General features: G+C 36.3%; 21 protein-coding genes. 19 read left to right on the top strand and 2 right to left on the bottom strand.

Annotated features, from left to right (window positions below; translation table 11 throughout):
• Positions 1-44: 44 nt before the first annotated feature.
• Entirely contained in the window at positions 45-1853 is a 1809-nt protein-coding gene (locus VXN63_RS04520; protein ID WP_327756785.1) for a M3 family oligoendopeptidase, read from the bottom strand.
• A 23-nt stretch (positions 1854-1876) separates the two neighbouring features.
• Entirely contained in the window at positions 1877-3685 is a 1809-nt protein-coding gene (locus tag VXN63_RS04515; RefSeq protein ID WP_327756784.1) for a M3 family oligoendopeptidase, read from the bottom strand.
• Positions 3686-3801: 116 nt separating this feature from the next.
• Between VXN63_RS04515 and VXN63_RS04510 the strand changes: the two genes are divergently transcribed.
• From VXN63_RS04510 to recN, 19 genes are all read left to right on the top strand, one after another.
• Positions 3802-4335 carry a VanZ family protein gene (locus VXN63_RS04510; RefSeq protein ID WP_327756783.1) on the top strand — a complete coding sequence of 178 codons (534 nt, stop codon included), beginning with the start codon at positions 3802-3804 and terminating at the stop codon, positions 4333-4335.
• A gap of 120 nt (positions 4336-4455) precedes the next feature.
• A complete protein-coding gene (locus VXN63_RS04505) occupies positions 4456-5181 on the top strand; it encodes a YebC/PmpR family DNA-binding transcriptional regulator (protein WP_327756782.1) in 726 nt (241 codons plus the stop codon).
• Positions 5182-5331: 150 nt separating this feature from the next.
• Positions 5332-6402 (top strand): competence type IV pilus ATPase ComGA, encoded by a 1071-nt coding sequence (gene comGA / locus VXN63_RS04500; protein ID WP_327756781.1) that lies wholly within the window; start codon positions 5332-5334, stop codon positions 6400-6402.
• Positions 6356-7423 carry a competence type IV pilus assembly protein ComGB gene (gene comGB / locus VXN63_RS04495; RefSeq protein WP_327756780.1) on the top strand — a complete coding sequence of 356 codons (1068 nt, stop codon included), beginning with the start codon at positions 6356-6358 and terminating at the stop codon, positions 7421-7423. The genes comGA and comGB overlap by 47 nt, the downstream gene beginning before the upstream one ends.
• Before the next feature lie 2 nt (positions 7424-7425).
• Positions 7426-7770 carry a competence type IV pilus major pilin ComGC gene (gene comGC / locus VXN63_RS04490; protein WP_327756778.1) on the top strand — a complete coding sequence of 115 codons (345 nt, stop codon included), beginning with the start codon at positions 7426-7428 and terminating at the stop codon, positions 7768-7770.
• Positions 7771-7779: 9 nt separating this feature from the next.
• Positions 7780-8235, top strand: a complete 456-nt coding sequence (gene comGD, locus VXN63_RS04485; protein WP_327756777.1) for a competence type IV pilus minor pilin ComGD — start codon at positions 7780-7782, stop codon at positions 8233-8235.
• Positions 8213-8551: a hypothetical protein gene (locus VXN63_RS04480; RefSeq protein WP_327756776.1), complete on the top strand. Its 339-nt coding sequence runs from the start codon at positions 8213-8215 to the stop codon at positions 8549-8551. Before comGD ends, VXN63_RS04480 begins: the two co-directional genes overlap by 23 nt.
• Complete coding sequence (comGF, locus tag VXN63_RS04475; RefSeq protein ID WP_327756774.1) at positions 8496-9029, top strand: competence type IV pilus minor pilin ComGF; 534 nt, start codon at positions 8496-8498, stop codon at positions 9027-9029. Before VXN63_RS04480 ends, comGF begins: the two co-directional genes overlap by 56 nt.
• Positions 8995-9405, top strand: a complete 411-nt coding sequence (locus tag VXN63_RS04470) for a hypothetical protein (protein ID WP_327756773.1) — start codon at positions 8995-8997, stop codon at positions 9403-9405. Before comGF ends, VXN63_RS04470 begins: the two co-directional genes overlap by 35 nt.
• 216 nt (positions 9406-9621) lie before the next feature.
• Positions 9622-10686, top strand: a complete 1065-nt coding sequence (locus tag VXN63_RS04465; RefSeq protein WP_327756772.1) for a M24 family metallopeptidase — start codon at positions 9622-9624, stop codon at positions 10684-10686.
• Between the two features lie 151 nt (positions 10687-10837).
• Positions 10838-11395, top strand: coding sequence for an elongation factor P (efp, locus tag VXN63_RS04460; protein ID WP_327756771.1), 558 nt, complete (start codon positions 10838-10840; stop codon positions 11393-11395).
• A gap of 39 nt (positions 11396-11434) precedes the next feature.
• Entirely contained in the window at positions 11435-11857 is a 423-nt protein-coding gene (locus VXN63_RS04455; RefSeq protein WP_327756770.1) for an Asp23/Gls24 family envelope stress response protein, read from the top strand.
• Positions 11854-12339 carry a transcription antitermination factor NusB gene (gene nusB, locus VXN63_RS04450; protein ID WP_225743608.1) on the top strand — a complete coding sequence of 162 codons (486 nt, stop codon included), beginning with the start codon at positions 11854-11856 and terminating at the stop codon, positions 12337-12339. The genes VXN63_RS04455 and nusB overlap by 4 nt, the downstream gene beginning before the upstream one ends.
• 172 nt (positions 12340-12511) lie before the next feature.
• Positions 12512-13870: an exodeoxyribonuclease VII large subunit gene (gene xseA / locus VXN63_RS04445; protein WP_327756769.1), complete on the top strand. Its 1359-nt coding sequence runs from the start codon at positions 12512-12514 to the stop codon at positions 13868-13870.
• 18 nt (positions 13871-13888) lie between these two features.
• On the top strand, positions 13889-14125 hold the full coding sequence (locus VXN63_RS04440; protein WP_327756768.1) for an exodeoxyribonuclease VII small subunit: 237 nt from the start codon (positions 13889-13891) through the stop codon (positions 14123-14125).
• Positions 14126-14135: 10 nt separating this feature from the next.
• A complete protein-coding gene (locus VXN63_RS04435) occupies positions 14136-15017 on the top strand; it encodes a polyprenyl synthetase family protein (protein ID WP_327756767.1) in 882 nt (293 codons plus the stop codon).
• Positions 15018-15073: 56 nt separating this feature from the next.
• Positions 15074-15901, top strand: coding sequence for a TlyA family RNA methyltransferase (locus VXN63_RS04430; RefSeq protein ID WP_327756766.1), 828 nt, complete (start codon positions 15074-15076; stop codon positions 15899-15901).
• 223 nt (positions 15902-16124) lie between these two features.
• Positions 16125-16574, top strand: coding sequence for an arginine repressor (gene argR, locus VXN63_RS04425; protein WP_327756765.1), 450 nt, complete (start codon positions 16125-16127; stop codon positions 16572-16574).
• A gap of 44 nt (positions 16575-16618) precedes the next feature.
• On the top strand, positions 16619-18325 hold the full coding sequence (gene recN / locus VXN63_RS04420) for a DNA repair protein RecN (RefSeq protein WP_327756764.1): 1707 nt from the start codon (positions 16619-16621) through the stop codon (positions 18323-18325).
• Positions 18326-18471: the final 146 nt, after the last annotated feature.

Raw genomic sequence — 18471 nt, 5'->3', positions numbered from 1 at the left:
ATCAGAATTTCTGATCACTGCTTTTTTAGTTTTATATTATTTAGTTACTTTACATAGCTGTTCGTAAGTTTCATAAAAGTATCGATATCGTCTTTCAAAATATTGATTCCTTTTACCCAAAAGTCTGTTGAAGTCAAATCTACGTTTAAGTGTTTTTCTGCTAAGTCTTCTGTGGACATAGATCCAGTGTCTCGTAACAAAGCGATATATTGATCTTCAAAATCTGTACCCGTTTCTAAAGCTTTCGCATAGATACCTAGGCTAAACAAATAACCAAATGTATAAGGGAAATTATAGAAAGATATTCCACTAATATAAAAGTGAAGTTTACTTGCCCAGAAACTAGGGTGATAGGTAGATAAACTGTCATCATAAGCTTCTTTTTGAGCTGCTTCCATTAATTCATTCAAACGTTCTGCGGATACAAGTCCATCTTGACGTTCTTTGTAGAAATTTGACTCAAAGATAAAACGAGCATGGATATTCAAGAACATCGCTAAAGCATTCTGGATTTTGTTATCCAGTAAAGCAATTTTGACTTCATCATTCTCAGCTGACTTGACTGTCGCGTCCGAAATAATCAATTCTGCAAAGGTTGATGCTGTTTCAGCAACGTTCATAGCATAGCCTTGCTTCATATACGGTAAGTCGAACATTACATGGCTGTGGAAGGCATGACCTAGTTCATGAGCAAGGGTAGCGACTTCACCAGGTGAGTCTGAATAGGTCATAAATATCCGTGACTCTTTTGAAACAGGTAAACTCGTACAGTAGCCGCCGGGTGCTTTTCCGGGACGATCCTCTGCTTCGATCCATCTGTTTTCAAAGGCATTCTTTGAAAATTCAGCCATTTTATGACTAAACTTTTTAAAGTTATCAATAATAAATTCCGCACCTTCATCGTAAGTGTAAGATAACGGTTTGTTGTTACCAACAGAGACAGGGGCCTCGATATCAACCCAGTCTAATGTTTCTTTACCAAGGAGGGAAGCTTTTCTAGCCAGATAGTCAGTGAAAGGTCTTTTATTGTCTGAAATAGCTTGCCACATTGCATCCAATGTTTCATGCTTCATACGACTCGCTTCTAATGGTCTTTCCAAGAAATCACTGATGCCATGTGCACTATAGTCGGTCAATCTAAATCCAGCCAAGTGATTCAATGTATCAGCGAATAGCTCTGATTGATTACTCCATGCTTTCTCCCATTTCTCGAATAAGTCTGCTCTAACAGCTGGATCAGGATCGTTATACATACGGTTTTCCGCTTGGCCGGCTGATAAGTAGATGGTTTCACCATCTTCATCGGTTACCGGTATTTGAATTTTGGCTACAATACTGTCGTAGTGTTGTTCCCAGCCTTTTATACCATCTACAGAAAGCTTGGATAACAGACTTTCTTCCTTTTCACTTAATAATTGTTTGGCTTGTTCACGAGACTCACTTAAATTAAATGTAAAAGGTTTAAAGTAATCTAGTGCCAGAAGTTTTGACCAGTCTTCGTCGCTGATGACTGTTAGTTTTTTGTAGAAAGGCACTGTTGCTGAGGAGAGCTCACTAAACAATACAGATAAACGGCCGATCAAGCTTTTAGCTTTTGAGTTTTTCACATCAGCTGATAAAGTCCCATTTATAAAGGAGGCAGCTTCGCTGATTTCAGGTATCATAGCATTTTGGTCTTCCAGTATGGATTTCATTGTTTCATAGCTTGTTTTATCTTGTTCTGGATTCCAGTGATTGATTTTCTCGCTCAAATTAGCGATTTTTTCTGACCATTTAGAAAAGTCCATTTCCAATTCGCTAGAGTCAATACTTGGATAAATTGATTCTAGGTCCCATTTCATACTATATTTCATTTAAGTCATTCCTCTCAGTATATTTAAATGTATTTTTCTGTAATTTCAAGGTATTCATCAATATCTGAATGGACCATATCAATAGCTGATTGCCAGAATTCTGGTTGAGTGAGGTCAACATTCAAATGTTTTTGAGCGAGCTCTTCAGTGGTCATGCTTGCAGTATCTCTGAGCAATGCAATATAGCGATCTTCAAAGTCCGTTCCTTCTTCAAGAGAACGTGCATAAATACCTAAACTAAATAGAAAACCAAACGTATACGGGAAATTATAAAATGGTACGCCTGTATTATAGAAGTGTAATTTACTTGCCCAGAACGTTGGGTGATATGTTGATAAAGAGTCTTGATAAGCTTCTTTTTGAGCATCGACCATCAACTCCGATAAGCGGTCATCTGTTACAATACCCGTTTTTCGTTCTTCGTAAAAAGCTGATTCAAAGATATATCTTGAGTGGATATTCATGAACATAGTTGCTGCACGAGCATTTTTACTGTCTAGTAAATTAATTTTTTCAGCTTCTGATTTAGCTTCTCGGACAGTAGCATCAGAGATGACCAATTCTGCAAATGTAGAAGCTGTTTCCGCTACATTCATTGCATAGCGACGGTTCATAGAAGGCAAGTCTCTCATGACATAACTATGGAATGCGTGTCCTAGTTCATGAGCAAGTGTTGAAACATTTCCAGCAGAGCCTGAAAAGGTCATAAAGATGCGAGACTCTTCTGATTCAGGAAGATTTGCACAGTATCCACCAGGACGTTTAGCATCTCTGTCTTCAGCTTCAATCCAAGCATCTTCAAAAGCGGTTTTTGCTAATGACTGCATTTTTTCGCTAAATGAAGAGAAATTCTCCATAATAAAAGTCGCTGCTTCATCAAAGGAGTAGTGACGAGGTTCGAAATCTCCTACAGAAACTGGAGCAGTTACGTCTACCCAAGATAGTTGATCAATATTCATTAATTGCGCTTTACGTTTCAAATAACGAACAACTTTTGGTTTGTTTTTAGTAATTGTGTCCCACATCGTGTCTAAAGTTTCTTTTTTTAGACGGTTATATTCAAGAGGACGCTCCATAAAGTCTTCTGTTCCATGTAATTTATAATTTTCAAGTCGAAATCCAGCCAGGTGATTCAGTGTATCTGCAAATAAAGGTGCTTTATCACTCCAGGCTTCTTCCCATTTTTTTAACATATTTAATCGAGTGTCTGGATCTTTTGCAGAACCCATAATATTGGCTGCTTGTCCAGCAGAGTACTTTTGTACCGTACCTGAAGCATCTTCTAATTCTACTTCTATACTTGCAACAAGGGTGTTGTAAAGGTCTCCCCAGCCTTTAAATCCATCGTTAGCCAAAGTACTAATAGCTGTTTCGACATCTTGAGCTAGTAAAGATTTACCTTGGTCTCTTTGTTCATTGAGCGGGAACGCGCTTGACTTAAAAGGTTCTATTTCTAAAAGAGAAGACCAAGCTGAATCGCTCATACTTACAAATTTCTTGGTCAACATCGTAGAGCTATTGCTCATTTCGCTGTAAAGGGTACTCAGCTCTGTTGTTAACTTAGAGGCAAGTTTATCTTTAACATTGGCAGACAGTAACCCCCTAGAGTAGGTCATAGATTCAGAGAGACCATTTCCTAGTTTCTCACTGAAGCTTAAAATAGAAGTGAGTTCTTTATAATCAGGATGATCACTATCAGCATCCCAATTTTCAATCATTTCATGATAAGATCTGAGTTCTTTTTTCATAGACTCGATTTTATCTCTTAAAGCTTGAGACTGACTTTCCCCTTCGAAAACAGATTCCATGTTCCAGTTAATCGGATAACTCATAAAATATAACTCCCTTTCATATAAATTGTATACTCTTTTATTCTACAAGTTTTTTCTTTCCATATCCATACACATAAGCTAGAATATGTATATTCGAATGAAAGCAGGTCAAAAAAATGAAAAAACAGCATGATACTAAAGGAACGATTTTTATTGGAGTAGCTTTTATCATTATGATAATTCTTTTTGTCAGCTCTAGCATGACGTACCAAGAACAGAACGTACAGCCTTTATTGAATAGGTTATTAGCAGGAGAACCTATGAAAAATTTATTGAGTGGCATTCGATTTTCATACGCCGGAAGTGAAGTTAGTGTACAAGCTTCTGGCTATTTAGGTTTTGTTGAATTTTTTATCAGAAAAGGCGCGCATTTTAGTATTTTTCTTTTGCTCGGATTGAGTTGGTTTATGGGATTGAAAAATAAAACAAGTAGTTATATTTTGGCAGCAATGTTAGCTTTACTGCTTGCAGCTGGTTACGCGAGTTTTGATGAACTCAGACAAGCATTTAATCCAGACCGAACGGCTTTACTGGAAGATGTGTTTATCGATTCAATGGGGGCATTAACAGGCATTTTACTAACATGGTTAACAATATCTAAGTGGTCAAGTAAGAAATCAAGAAGGAAAAAGCTGAAGTTCAGTAGATAAAGTGTTTTAAAATAGTTAATGTAAGCGTTCAGATTGAATTTGAACAATGAGAAAATTTTGCTATAATAAGAGAGGTTCGAATTTCGATTCATAAAGTAGACAAGAAAGTAGGAATATAAGATGGCAGGACATTCTAAATGGAAAAATATTCAGCATCGTAAAGGTGCTCAAGATGCTAAGCGTGGAAAGATTTTTCAAAAATTATCAAAAGAAATTTATAAAGCAGCGAAAGATGGCGGAACAGATCCAGAAATCAATGCAGCTTTAAGACTAGCTGTAGATAAAGCTAAAGCAAACAACATGCCCAATGATAATGTCGAACGTGCTATCAAACGTGCTTCTGATGCCGGACAAGGTGATAACTATGATGAAGTCTTATATGAAGGCTACGGTCCAAACGGAATCGCTGTTTTGGTTAGTGGACTGACAGATAATCTGAATCGCACAAGTACGAATGTACGTGTAGCGTTCAACAAAAACGGTGGCTCACTTGGAGAAAAAGGTTCAGTAAGCTACATGTTTGACCGCAAAGGATACATTGCAATCGCTCGTGAAGGATTAGATGTAGATGAAGATACCATGCTGATGAGCGTACTTGAAGCAGGCGGAGAAGAGCTTGAGACGTCAGAAGATGTATTTGAAGTTTACACAGACGCGCAAGACTTTTCAGATGTAAGAGATGCGCTTGAAGCAGCTGGCTACGTACTAGATCAAGCAGAGATCACAATGGTACCTCAAACCACTGTACCCGTACCAGAAGACAAATTAACAACGTTTGAAAATATGATTGAAGCATTAGAAGATGATGATGACGTCAGCGAAGTTTATCACAATGCTGAAATGTAAAAACTGAACATTTTTGAAGAGAGAATGACTAAACGTCATTTTCTCTTTTTTTTATTTTAAAAATGATTTCTAAAGGAACTAAACAGTATATATAGATGAAACATTCATTTATAAAATATTCTAACCGGACATAGAAGAAAGGGGGAACTGATGGAAATAGAATCTTTTGCAAAGCATCTGATTACTTTGGCACATTCTTTTGAAACGAGTGATATCCATATATTACCTGAAGAAAATCATTATGCGGCCTATTACAGATTACACGGGAGAATGGAAAGACAATTTTATCTAGATATGGATGAAGGTGCTCGATTGATTTCATATTTTAAATTTGTTGCCAACATGGACGTAGGTGAACATCGAAAACCACAAAGTGGATCGTTAAACTTTGAATTAGAAAGTAAAATGATCGATCTTAGATTCTCAACAATTACAAATTATCACTCAAGAGAATCACTTGTTATTCGTCTTTTAAAGCAGAAAAGCCAAGAGGACTTGAAAACAGGTTCGTTTTTTGAATACGAATTAGATTTACTAAATAAGTTGATTGCGTTCAAAAGTGGATTAATACTTTTTTCTGGACCTGTTGATTCAGGTAAGACGACCACAATCTACCAACTCGTTAAAAATAGAATCCGTGAAGAAAAACAGCAAGTAGTCACGGTAGAAGATCCTGTAGAAATACATGAAGAACAATTTCTTCAAACTGAAGTAAATGAAAAAGCAGGCATCACTTACGAACATTTATTGAAATCTAGTCTTAGGCATCATCCGGATATTTTGATCGTAGGTGAGATTCGGGATGAAGAGACCGCTAAAATGGTCATTCGAGGTGCACTGACTGGTCATTTGATTATTGCATCTGTTCATGCAAAAAATTCTAGAGGTGTGATTCCTAGAATGATGGAATTAGGTATTTCAAAAGAATTACTTGGCCAAACAATTATAGGCATAGTTTTTCAAAAATTAGTACCGCTATCTTGTCCATTTTGTGAGCAAGCTTGTCATCCTCAATGCAAAAGTATATTGAATATTCAAAAAAGAGCAGCTCTTTTTGAAGTGTTGTCCGGTAGTATACTTCAACAACTACTCTCAGCTCATAAAGAGGTTGTTCAAGAACAGACAGATTTAGCAAACAGAGACTTTAACCATTTACTAAAAAAGGTGAGATTGTGTGGATACATTTCAGAAAAAACCTATGAACAGTACCTTATTCCTTAGTGTAAAAGAAACGAGGAGACAAGGTGTATTTTTAAAGCGCATTGGTACTTTATTGTGTGAAGGATTCTCGTTGAAAGAAGCAGTAAGCTTTCTTTTTACGATTGCAGATGACAAACAAAAAAACTGGCTAACTTCAATTGAAAAAAGTGTATACAGTGGGCATCATCTCCATAGTGCGTTGATCCAAATTGGATTCAGTGAGCGGGTATGTACTCAAATCTACTTATCAACAATTCACGGACGTTACTCTGAAACAGTCCGCACGGCAGGTGAACAGTTAATAGTATCCGCTAAACGAAGGAAAAGAATTCAAGCCATTGTTCAGTATCCAATCATGCTGATCCTATTCATAATAATCATGCTCTTTTCGATGAGATTTATTTTGATGCCTCATATACAAAGTATCGTATCACCCGATGAACTTTCAGTGGGGTTTGGAACCAAACTAATCATATCGACTGTTTATACAGCGCCATACTGGATAGTAGGACTTTTAGGATTTTTATCTATAAGCTTCCTTCTATTTCAATTCATGATAAAACATCTTACCGTTATAGAGAAGCTGAATATGTATTGTAAAAATAAGTTGGTCAGTACATATATCCAACTTTATTGGACTCAATTTTATGCTTTTGAGTGGAGCCAGTTGTTGAAGAGTAACTGTAGTTTGATTGAAATTGTTCACTTGCTACAAAAAGATGAAACCTCAACGTTATCAAGAGAAGTTGGGAGACACTTAGAACAAGAAATGAGAAAAGGAGAATCTTTTCAAGAAGCTTTAGCCGGCTTTGGGTTTTTAAAATTTGAAATTGGCGAGATTGTCCGGCACAGTGAATTGACTGGAAGACTTGGAAGTGAGCTGATGCTGTACGCCTCAGAGTGTGAAGAAGAGTTAAATCAAAAAATAGAAAATACTATGGAAAAAATACAGCCAATTGTATTTGTTGTTGTAGCATTAATGATTATAGCGATATACGCAGCATTGTTACTACCTACATTTTCAATTATGGAAGGATTGTAAATATGAAAATTATATTTCCGAGAATCTTAAGAAAATCAATGTTAAAAGACGAAGGTTTTACATTGATAGAAATGTCGCTGGTCCTTTTCATTATTTCAGTACTCTTACTACTGATCATTCCCAATATTGGGTCTCATCAAGGTACCGCTAAATCAACGGGTGATACAGCCCTAGAAATTGTCGTTCAGACACAAATAGATTTGTATGAAATAGAAAATAAACAGAAGCCGACCAGTTTGGAAATGTTGAAAGATCAAAAGTATTTAAACGAAAGACAATTTGATGAAGTTCAAAAACAATTCTCCATAGATAGTAATGGAAACCTGATTAAGAAAGCTGGAGGATAAGTCAGTCATATGATAGTAGCTCAGGACCAGAAGGGTTTTACATTAGTAGAAACATTGGTCGTTTTAAGTTTGATTTGGATATTTTTACTGATACCGGTTATCCCTTTTCAGTCTATTCAAGAAGAATTGGAAACAAAACAGTTCTTGAAGGAGCTTGAATCCACAATAACTTTGTTTCAAAATCATGCCATATTGAATGAAGAAACTACTAGATTCGAAACCCGTCCAGCCGCTAGAGAGATTGCTTTCAGAGTCGTGACGGATAGAGATCATGCTCTTAATCAGAAATTGAAAATTCCCGAACATATTGAGCTGGTAAGTGCCTCTAGAATTTACAGATTTGTCTCTGGTTCTGGTAATCAGGGTAATCTTAATCCAATAAGGTTCAAAACAGACAGTCAAGTGATTGTGATTCAATTTAGTTTAGGAAGTGGCCGATTTGATGTCAAGACAACGAGCCAATAAAGTGTCGTCCGAGAAGGGATACGTCTTACTTGAAAGTTTAGTCAGTTTAAGTCTCATCACGATTGTACTGGTAGTCACTTTACCCTTAACAGTCAATTTAGTTCATAAACTGGAAAAGCAAAGAATAGATGTAGAAATGCATCGAGCGGTATACGACCAATCAAAATTTTGGTCAACTGATGAAAAAAATGCAAAAGAAATCATGTCTTATAACACTCAGCTTAGCATTTCAAATACATCAAAGGGAATCGTGGTAGAAGGTGAAGATAATCAAAGAATACAGCTACAGATTAAATCAGTCCATTGGTTCCCATGAAGAAGGCTTTACATTAATTGAGGTTCTCTTATCTTTAAGTATTGTTAGCTTGTGTGTAGTCCTATTATCATTTTTTACAAGTCAGTCAAAAAGCCTTCAGGAAAGAATCAATACGGATCGTCAGATAGAGTGGCATCTATTCTTGAATCAAGCAGAATATGAACTGGAAGGAAGTTACAAAGTTAGTGTCAATTTAGATAGTATGACCGTAGAAAAAGAGAATGACCAAGGTCATAAAGAGACGATTAAATATCAAAAGTATTTATCGCTCTTACGAAGACAAGTAGGGGGAGAAGGGCATCAACCGCTGCTTACAGATTTAAAGTCTCTACAATTCAAAACAAAAGAAAACAAAGTTATAATCACTGTAAAATTCAATAACGAAGAAACCTACTCAGCTGTATTTGCCATTCCAGAAAAGCTGGATGAGGAGAGGGAAGAAAGTGACATTCAAGAAACTACACTCGAGAACCCATAGTGAGAATGGAAGTATTCTAGTATCTGCCGTACTATTCATGGCCCTTGCTGCAGTGTTTTTAACAGGTGTTGCTTCTCTTGTCAAAACACAGGTTGAACAGTTGAATCAAGTACAAAACAGCTATGAGGTGCGGAGTATGATCAACATAGCTGAAAAGGTGTTGACGCGTTCAGAAAATGAAAGAAAATCCGCTCAAAATGGGATCATTACTTTTAATGAAGGAAGCGTAGAATGGAGTAGAGTAAATGAACAAGTGTATAGATTGAAAGGTCGATTAAATAATGGACACGAATTGGTGAAAGAACGATCTATTCAAAAGAAGATGATAAAAGAACAGGACTTAACTGATAGCGATGAAATAGTAGAAATTCCCTGAATTGCATAAAAATTTTTTCTAGATTCATACCTAAGATAATGAAAAGAGACGCTGAGTATATAAACTTGTTGCGTTTCTTTTTTTTCGTTCATTTGTTATACTATTAAAGTATAATGACCTCATTGATTATTGAGAATAAGTGAATACATTAGATTGATTAGTGTATTGAAATATCTCTAAGTAATAAAAATATAGTTTTAAGGATAGGATGTTTAGATGTCAAGAATTGAAACGATACAACAAAAATTGGTAGAAAATCAAATGGATGCAGTGTTAATTACAAGTCCTTATAACTTGCGCTATGCTTCTAATTTCACTGGTTCAACTGGACTAGCTGTGATCACAAAAGAGCAAGCTTTCTTTGTAACAGATTTCAGATATACAGAACAAGCTTCAGAACAAGCAAAAGGATTTGAAGTAATCCAAAATACAGGACCAATCTTTGATGTAGTATCTGAATTGATCTCCAAACATAAAATCGAGAAAATAGGGTTTGAAGAAAATCACGTTACGTTTGCTACTTATCAAACAATTAATGCGTCATTTAATTGTGCGCTTGTACCAGTGGGGTCATTGATCGAAGATATCAGAGAAATCAAAGATGATGCTGAAATAGAATTGATTCAAGAAGCGATTTCAATTACTGAAGCAGCTTTTGAATATATTCTTACGTATATTAAACCAGGTATGACTGAAATTAAAGTAGCGAATGAATTAGACTTCTTTATGCGTGAACGCGGTGCATCGGGCGTATCATTTGATACGATTGTTGCTAGTGGTGTGCGTTCCGCAATGCCTCATGGTGTAGCCAGTGAAAAGGTTATTGAACTCGGTGATATGATCACAATTGACTTTGGATGTTATTACAAGGGCTATGTTTCAGATATGACACGTACATTTGCTCTAGGAGATCCAGGCGAAGAATTAAAAGCAATCCATCAAATTGTACTGGATGCAAATCTTAAAGTAACTGCTGCTGCTAAAGCGGGTGTTTCTGGTTCTGAGCTGGATAAAATCGCAAGAGACTACATCACAGAAAAAGGTTATGGAGAAGCATTTGGACATTCTACAGGACATGGGATCGGTCTGGAAGTGCATGAAGGACCTGGAATCAACTTCAAAAATGATCAGCCGTTAGTTGTTGGAAATGTCATTACTAACGAACCGGGCATTTATATTCCAGGTTTAGGCGGTGTTAGAATCGAAGATGACTTATTGATTACTGAAAATGGAAATAAAAACTTGATGAAGTCTTCAAAAGAGCTCTTCATCATTCAATAAATGAGTCATCAATTGAGAAATAACGCTTTCTAATCAATGGATAGTAAGACTTATGACTCAAATCATGGTACAATAATAGTGTATATAACAGTGTGACACTCTATCAATCAATCAGTTTGTATAGAAAACACTTCGGGAGGAACTTAATAGAATGATATCAACAAACGATTTTAAAACAGGTCAGACAATTCAACACGACGGTAATATTTGGAGAGTAATTGAATTTCAACATGTAAAACCTGGTAAGGGTGCAGCCTTCGTTCGTTCAAAACTTAAAAATCTTCGTAGTGGTGCAGTTCAAGATAAAACTTTCCGCGCAGGTGAAAAGCTTGAAAGTGCACATATTGAAAATAAAACGATGCAGTACCTTTACGATAACGCTGGAACGCATGTATTCATGGATACGGAAACATATGAACAACTTGAAATTCCAGAAGATCAGATTAAAGATGCATTGAAATTCATGAAAGAAAATATGCTTGTAGAAATTATGATGTTTGGTCATGAAGTTCTAGGTGTAGATTTACCAACTAAAGTAGAACTTAAAGTTGTGGAAACAGAACCAGGAATTCGTGGAGATACGACTTCTGGAGGATCTAAACCAGCAACTCTTGAAACAGGAGCTGTTGTAACTGTACCTTTATTTGTAAATAAAGATGATGTACTGATCGTGAATACTTCAGAAGGTACTTACGTATCACGTGCGTAGTCATCATTTAACTATAAATAATATGAAGGAGGAATAATCGTGGCAAAAGAAACATTTGTTGGAGAACATCACATCAACCCATTTGGTGAGATTGAGGTTGCTCCTGAAGTCCTGGAAGTCATTTCTGGAATAGCTGCTAATGAAGTTGATGGCGTTTATGCGATGCAAGGCAAATTCACATCAGAAGTAAAATCCATGTTTGGTAGAACTAGCCATAATAAAGGTGTTCATTTAGTATCTGACGAAGAAGGACTTAAAGTAGAAGTCTATTGCTACTTCAAGTATGGCGTAAATGTACCGAAAGTTGCTCTGGATATCCAGCAGCGAATTAGAGAACAAGTCTATCATATGACTGAAATTGAGTTAACAGAAATCAATATTCATATTGTAGGGATCGTACCAGAAAAAACAAATCTCCAAGAATTATTTGAATTGGAATCGGAAGAAGATGAGACAGAGTGAAAACTGTAAGGCGTGTGATTCGGGAAAAAGCCTTTCAGTCTCTTTTCCAGCTATCCACAGATATTGATTGTACAAATGAAGAAGTGATTCAGTTCTCACTTGAAAGTGAACTGAATATGAAAGAAAACTATTCGGCAGAAGAAGCGATGAAAATCGTACTTCCCGAAGACAAAAGCGGAAGTCAAATCGTTAGAGACGCATTGAATTACTTGACGGTTGTGGTCGCAGGCGTTAAAGACAACGAAAATGTGATCGACGAAACGATTTCAAGACATTTGAAAAAATGGACTTTAAACAGATTAGAAAGAACCAATTTATTGATTTTAAGACTAGCGACTTATGAATTGCTTTTTCAAAAAGAAATTGATAAGAGTATTGTAATCAATGAAGCCATTGAATTGACAAAAGACTTCAATGATCAAAATGCTAGTAAGTTTGTTAATGGCGTACTTCAAAGTATTGTCGATACCCAAGCCGAGTAGTTTATAAAATCTAAATAAGAACTTCTAAAATCGATTCCTCGTTGATCACTTATGTGGTTGACGAGGAAATATGAAGAGGGAAGAAATAGGAGTGCATTGAATTCAGCATTCCTATTTTTTTCGCTCTCTTTCTATATGAAGCGAAAAAGTGTAAATATAAAGGAGGGAAATGATGGAAGAACAATACTTAACCGTTTCCCAGTTGACGAAGTATATCAAAAGAAAATTTGAACATGACCCTTATATGGATCGTATATTTTTGACTGGAGAAATCTCCAACTTTAATCGAAATCGTAGAAATGGACATCAATATTTCAATTTAAAAGATGATCAGTCAAAAATATCTGCGATCATGTTTTATGGCGATTTCAAAAAGCTGAAATTCCAGCCAGAAGAAGGCATGAGTGTACTCGTTATTGGACGAATCTCCATTTATGAAAAAACAGGTTCTTATCAGATTTATATCGAGCATATGGAACCTGATGGCGTTGGAGCATTATATCAAGCTTATGAAGAATCTAAAAAGAGACTAACTACAGAAGGTCTTTTTGATCAATCCTTGAAAAAGCCGTTACCAAAGTTTCCAGAAAAAATAGGAGTCATTACCAGTCAAAGTGGTGCGGTTATCAGAGATATTATTACAACTGTTAAAAGAAGGTTTCCTTCAGTTGAATTATTCTTGTTTCCGACCTTAGTACAAGGAGATAAAGCGGCTAAATCTATTGCTGGGAATATTCAAAGAGCAGACGCTAGGCAAGATTTGGATGTATTGATTGTAGCTAGGGGTGGTGGGTCTTTTGAAGACTTATGGCCATTCAATGAAGAACTCGTTGTTAGGGCGATTTCTTCAGCCCAAACGCCCGTGATTTCTTCTGTTGGACACGAAACGGATACGACTTTGTCTGATTTAGTAGCAGATGTCAGAGCGGCAACACCTACCGCAGCTGCAGAGCTAGCAGTGCCGGTGTTGTCCGATGAACTGATCAAAATCGAGCAACAGGAACATCGTTTATATAGAGCTTATCAGAATCGTATACAATTTTTGAAAGACCGTTTAGCTCGAGTGGAGCGTTCTTACATTTTCAGGCAACCACAGCGCTTGTATGAAGGCTACAGTCAAAATCTGGACCTGCTTCAACAACAACTTGTCCAGACAGTTAAAGATACAGTTACAAAACAAGATCAGCAGCTCAAATTATTGTCTCAACGGTTAACTGCACTAAATCCCTCTAATACAATTCGTCAGTATAATCGAGAAGTTCAGCAGTTGGAAAAACAGCTTTTAAGAGCTCAAAAACAACTGCTAGAACAGTCAGATAAACAATTGAATTTTTATATTCAGTCATTAGAACATCTTTCGCCACTGAAAATACTGGGTAGAGGATTTGCTTATGTCAGAAAAGAAGATACTGTCGTGAAATCTACAGAGAGTCTATCTGTTTCCGATGAAGTAGCTGTTCAGCTGTCAGAAGGTTCCTTTAAAGCTGAAATTACAAGTATTGATTCAAATACTGATAAAGATAAACAATAAAAGAAGGTAGGGAATAAGATGGAAAAAGAGATGAGCTTTGATGATGCACTAAAAGAACTTGAAGAAATCGTTTCAAAACTTGAGCAAGGAGATGTTCCGCTTGAGGAAGCATTAGATCAGTTTCAAGAAGGCATAAAATTAAGTCGATTATGTAAAAAAACGCTTCAAGAAGCAGAAGAAACCATGACAAAAATCGTTGATGAAAATGGAAAAGAAGCAGCATTTGAAAATGATTTAAATCGTCAGGAAAACTAGGAGTGACCAAATGAAGTTTCAAGAATTCTATCATAAAGAATATGAACCATTTGAATCGTACAGTTTGACGCTTATCAACGAACGAAGTGGTACGGTTATTGAACAAGCTATGAAATATTCGCTAGAAGCAGGAGGGAAAAGATTACGGCCCTTACTGATGCTTGCGGTCATTTCAGCATTTGGTAAAGAGCTAAAAGATGGCTATCCAGCTGCGGCAGCGCTTGAATATATTCATACGTATTCTTTGATACACGATGACTTACCAGCTATGGACAATGATGATATGCGCAGAGGCAAGCCCACGAGCCATATTAAATTTTCAGAATCCACTGCAATCCTAGCGGGAGATGCATTATTAACTTATGCATTTGAAGTAATCACTTCTGGAAATATTGAGCCCAAAAATCAGATTAAATTGATCAAAGAGCTTGCGTACTGTTCAGGATATGAAGGTATGATTGGTGGACAACAGGCTGATATAGACGGTGAACATGCAGCATTATCCCTTAATGAACTAGAAGCTGTGCATGCTAGAAAAACTGGTGAATTGATTCGATATGCGATGTTTGCAGGCGGCGTTATTGCAAATTGTGATCCAGAAACGGTTACTTTATTAGAAGAAATCGCAAGAAAAATAGGTATTGCTTACCAAATCAGAGATGATATTCTGGATGTTGTTGGAGATGCAGAAGAACTGGGTAAAGCAACTGGGGCAGATAGTAAGTTAGGCAAAAGTACTTACCCAGCTTTACTTGGGCTAGAACAGGCCAAAAAACGCCTTCAGAAAGAGTTAAACACAGCGAAAGCACGTGTGACTCAGATAAAGGAAGCACACTCTTCATTTGATGAAGAGTTGCTCGTAACGTTTATCGATTCTTTGTTGTTAGATTGAGTTAATCTATCTTGAAGTAATGTGTTTTATAGTAGAAACTGAAAGGGGGTTCTCAGTTGAAGAAGCAACGTGCCGATGAATTGTTAATTCGTCAAGGTTGGGCAGAAGATCTGGAAAAAGCCAAAAGGTTTATCATGACTGGGAAAGTATACACACGAGACGAAAAGCAGATTTTAACAGCTGGTGAAAAATGGTCTATGGATACAGAAGTATATATTAAAGGAAATAAGCTTAAATATGTTAGTCGCGGTGGATTGAAACTAGAAAAAGCCATCACGTTATATGAAATTGACTTGTCAGATAAAACCGTATTAGACATTGGATCGTCAACAGGTGGCTTTACAGATGCAGCTTTACAAAATGGTGCTCGATTAGTCTATGCTCTTGACGTTGGGACCAATCAATTAGCTTGGAAACTGAGAACGGATCCGAATGTTGTCGTTATGGAACAAACCAATTTCCGACATTGTACAGTAAAAGATTTTTCAAACGGCCAACCTGACTTTGCTACAATTGATGTTTCTTTTATTTCTCTTGAACTGATTTTACCTGTATTGAAGACAATCTTAGCTCCAAATGGTGAAGTCGTAGCACTGATCAAACCACAGTTTGAAGCGATGAAGGAAGAAGTCGGTGAAAAGGGGATTATTACGGATATAGAAGTTCATAGAAGAGTGCTTATAAATATTTTGAAATTTGCATACAACAATGAATATACATTAAAAGGATTGACCGTTTCTCCTATTACGGGTGGAAAAGGAAATATTGAATTTTTAGCATACCTGAAAAATGAAAAATCTGATAATGAGCTTATTGAGGAAGAAATAAACGCTGTTTTGACAGCTGATGAATACCTTGGTAAAAGCAATAGAATTTCCACCTAATTGTTTAAACGTTTTCATTTTATTCATACTTTACCGATATTTTACTTTGAACCGGAAGCGTTCTGAGGTATACTAAAATAGAAACAATGTATAAATATACTGTATAAAATTTAACAGAACGTTATCCACTCTATATGAGAACTTCATTATGCGTGGACGTTTAAGTAGAGTTGTTTAAATGTTGAGATTGTGGCCGGAGATAAGACTGGGAGTGTCATAAAGTATGAAAAAGAAAGAACGTCACCAACTTCTAAAACAGTTAGTACAACAAGAAACGATTCAAAAGCAGGAAAATTTTGTTGGTATTTTAAAGGAACGTGGCATAGAGGTTACACAAGCAACGATCTCTAGAGATATTAAAGAGATGCAACTGATTAAAGTACCTTCACAATCTGGAGGTTATCAGTATAGTGTACCACCTGAAATGAACTTTAACATTTCCAAAAAATTATCCAGACTCATGAAAGATGCTTTTGTATCTATTGATACTCAAAAAGAATTTGTTCAAATCAAAACATTACCGGGTAATGCTTTTGCGTTGGGCGCTCTAATTGAAACGGCTAATTATGAAGAAGTTTTTGCGTGTATATCAGGAGATAATTCTGTATTAATTATTTGCCGATCAGAAAACCAGGCCGAAACGCTTCAAAGAAGAATGATTTCGTTTGTTTAGTCTGTTCGGATTGTCTATTTATCATTAGATTGGGAGGGTTTGCTTTGCTGCAAGCATTGCATATTCAAAATTTTGCGATTATACAAGAATTATCACTAGATTTCAATCAAGGAATGACTGTGCTGACAGGGGAAACGGGTGCTGGGAAATCAATCATCATCGATGCTGTCGGTTTACTTGCTGGAGGTAGAGGGTCGGCAGAATTTGTTCGATATGGAACAAAAAAATGTCTACTTGAAGGACAATTCTTGTTGAATGAAAACAAAGAAGTCATGAGACTTCTCGACAAACATGCCATTGATTCTGATGATCAAGTAGTCATGATTCAAAGAGAGATTCATGCTACAGGTCGTAATGTTTGTAGAATCAATGGTAGTATCGTGACCATTGCTGTTTTAAGAGAAATTGGTAATGCCATGATTGATATTCATGGTCAAAATGAACACCAAGAATTAATGGATCCTGAAAGTCATATCGAATTACTGGATCAATACGGCAATTCCAAGCTGGAAACATCTAAAAATCGTTATCAGATGTTATTCAAAGAATATAAAAAAGTCAAAAAAGAGCAAAATAATTGGCAATACAACGAAAGAGAGTTTGCGCAAAGATTAGATATTTTAAAATTTCAGGTTGAAGAAATTTCTGATGCTCAGTTAGAAGATAATGAAGAAGAGTCTTTGAAAGAAGAAGAACAAAAGCTTTCGAACCATCAATCTATTGTCGAAGCTTTATCAAATAGTTACAAGGCGCTTCAAGGAGATGAAGACTCAAGTGGATTAGATTCAGTGGGACAAGCTATGGATATTATGTCTTCAATAGAATCTATGGATGAAAAATTCAAACAAATTTATGATACATTATCCTCTGCGTTCTTTCAGATTCAAGAAGCTTCAAGTGAAATCTATAATGAGATGGACAGTCTTGAATACGATGAAGAACGATTAAATGAGATTGAAGAGAGACTGAATCTGATCCAACAACTTAAAAGGAAGTATGGAACTTCGATAAGCGAGATCAAGACCTTTCTTCAGAATGCAGTTGATGAGCTGGAGAAAATCGAAAATCGTGAAGGCCAAATGGATCATTTAAATAAAAGAGTGGTAGAACTTGAGCGTAAACTTCTAGAAGAAGGGAAATCGTTATCTACCTTAAGACGTCAGACAGCTTTGAAACTGGAAAAAGCGATTCATGAACAATTAAAAGAATTATTTATGGATAAAGTGGTTTTTGAAGTTCAGTTCTTGAAAGATATTGAAGCATTTAGCATGAACAGTGCACATGATAACGGTTTGGATAAGATAGAGTTTTATGTATCGACTAACCCAGGAGAACCGCTGAAACCACTAGTCAAAGTTGCATCTGGAGGAGAATTATCTCGAATGATGTTAGCGATGAAGACAGTATTCTCAAAAGAACAAGGCATAACGAGTATTATATTTGATGAGGTAGACACAGGTGTCAGCGGGAGAGTTGCACAAGCGATTGCAGATAAAATTTATTCAGTCGCTTTTCATTCTCAAGTATTGTGCATCACACATTTACCTCAAGTAGCTGCTATGGCAGATCAGCATTTGTATATTAGTAAAGTCATCTTTGAAGACAGAACAAGTACGCATGTAGAGCAACTAGCGGATAAAGATAAGATTTCAGAAGTAGCAAGAATGCTCGCAGGTAGTGAGATCACAAAGTTAACGATGGATACAGCAAAAGAATTGCTATTACTCGCTTCAAAGAAAAAGAAAGCATAAAAAAGTCATGGAGAACAACCATGACTTTAGTCTATAATATAACGCCGAGTATAGCAGCAATTGCCGGAAAAGCCATTAAGATAACCATTGCCCAAATAATGATTTTAGAGATTAAACCTGATTTACTTTTTTTATTGTCTTTTTTT

This window comes from Marinilactibacillus sp. XAAS-LB27 (assembly GCF_036039175.1).
Taxonomy (GTDB): Bacteria; Bacillota; Bacilli; order Lactobacillales; family Carnobacteriaceae_A; genus Marinilactibacillus.
This window is presented reverse-complemented; position numbering and strand designations above follow the sequence as displayed.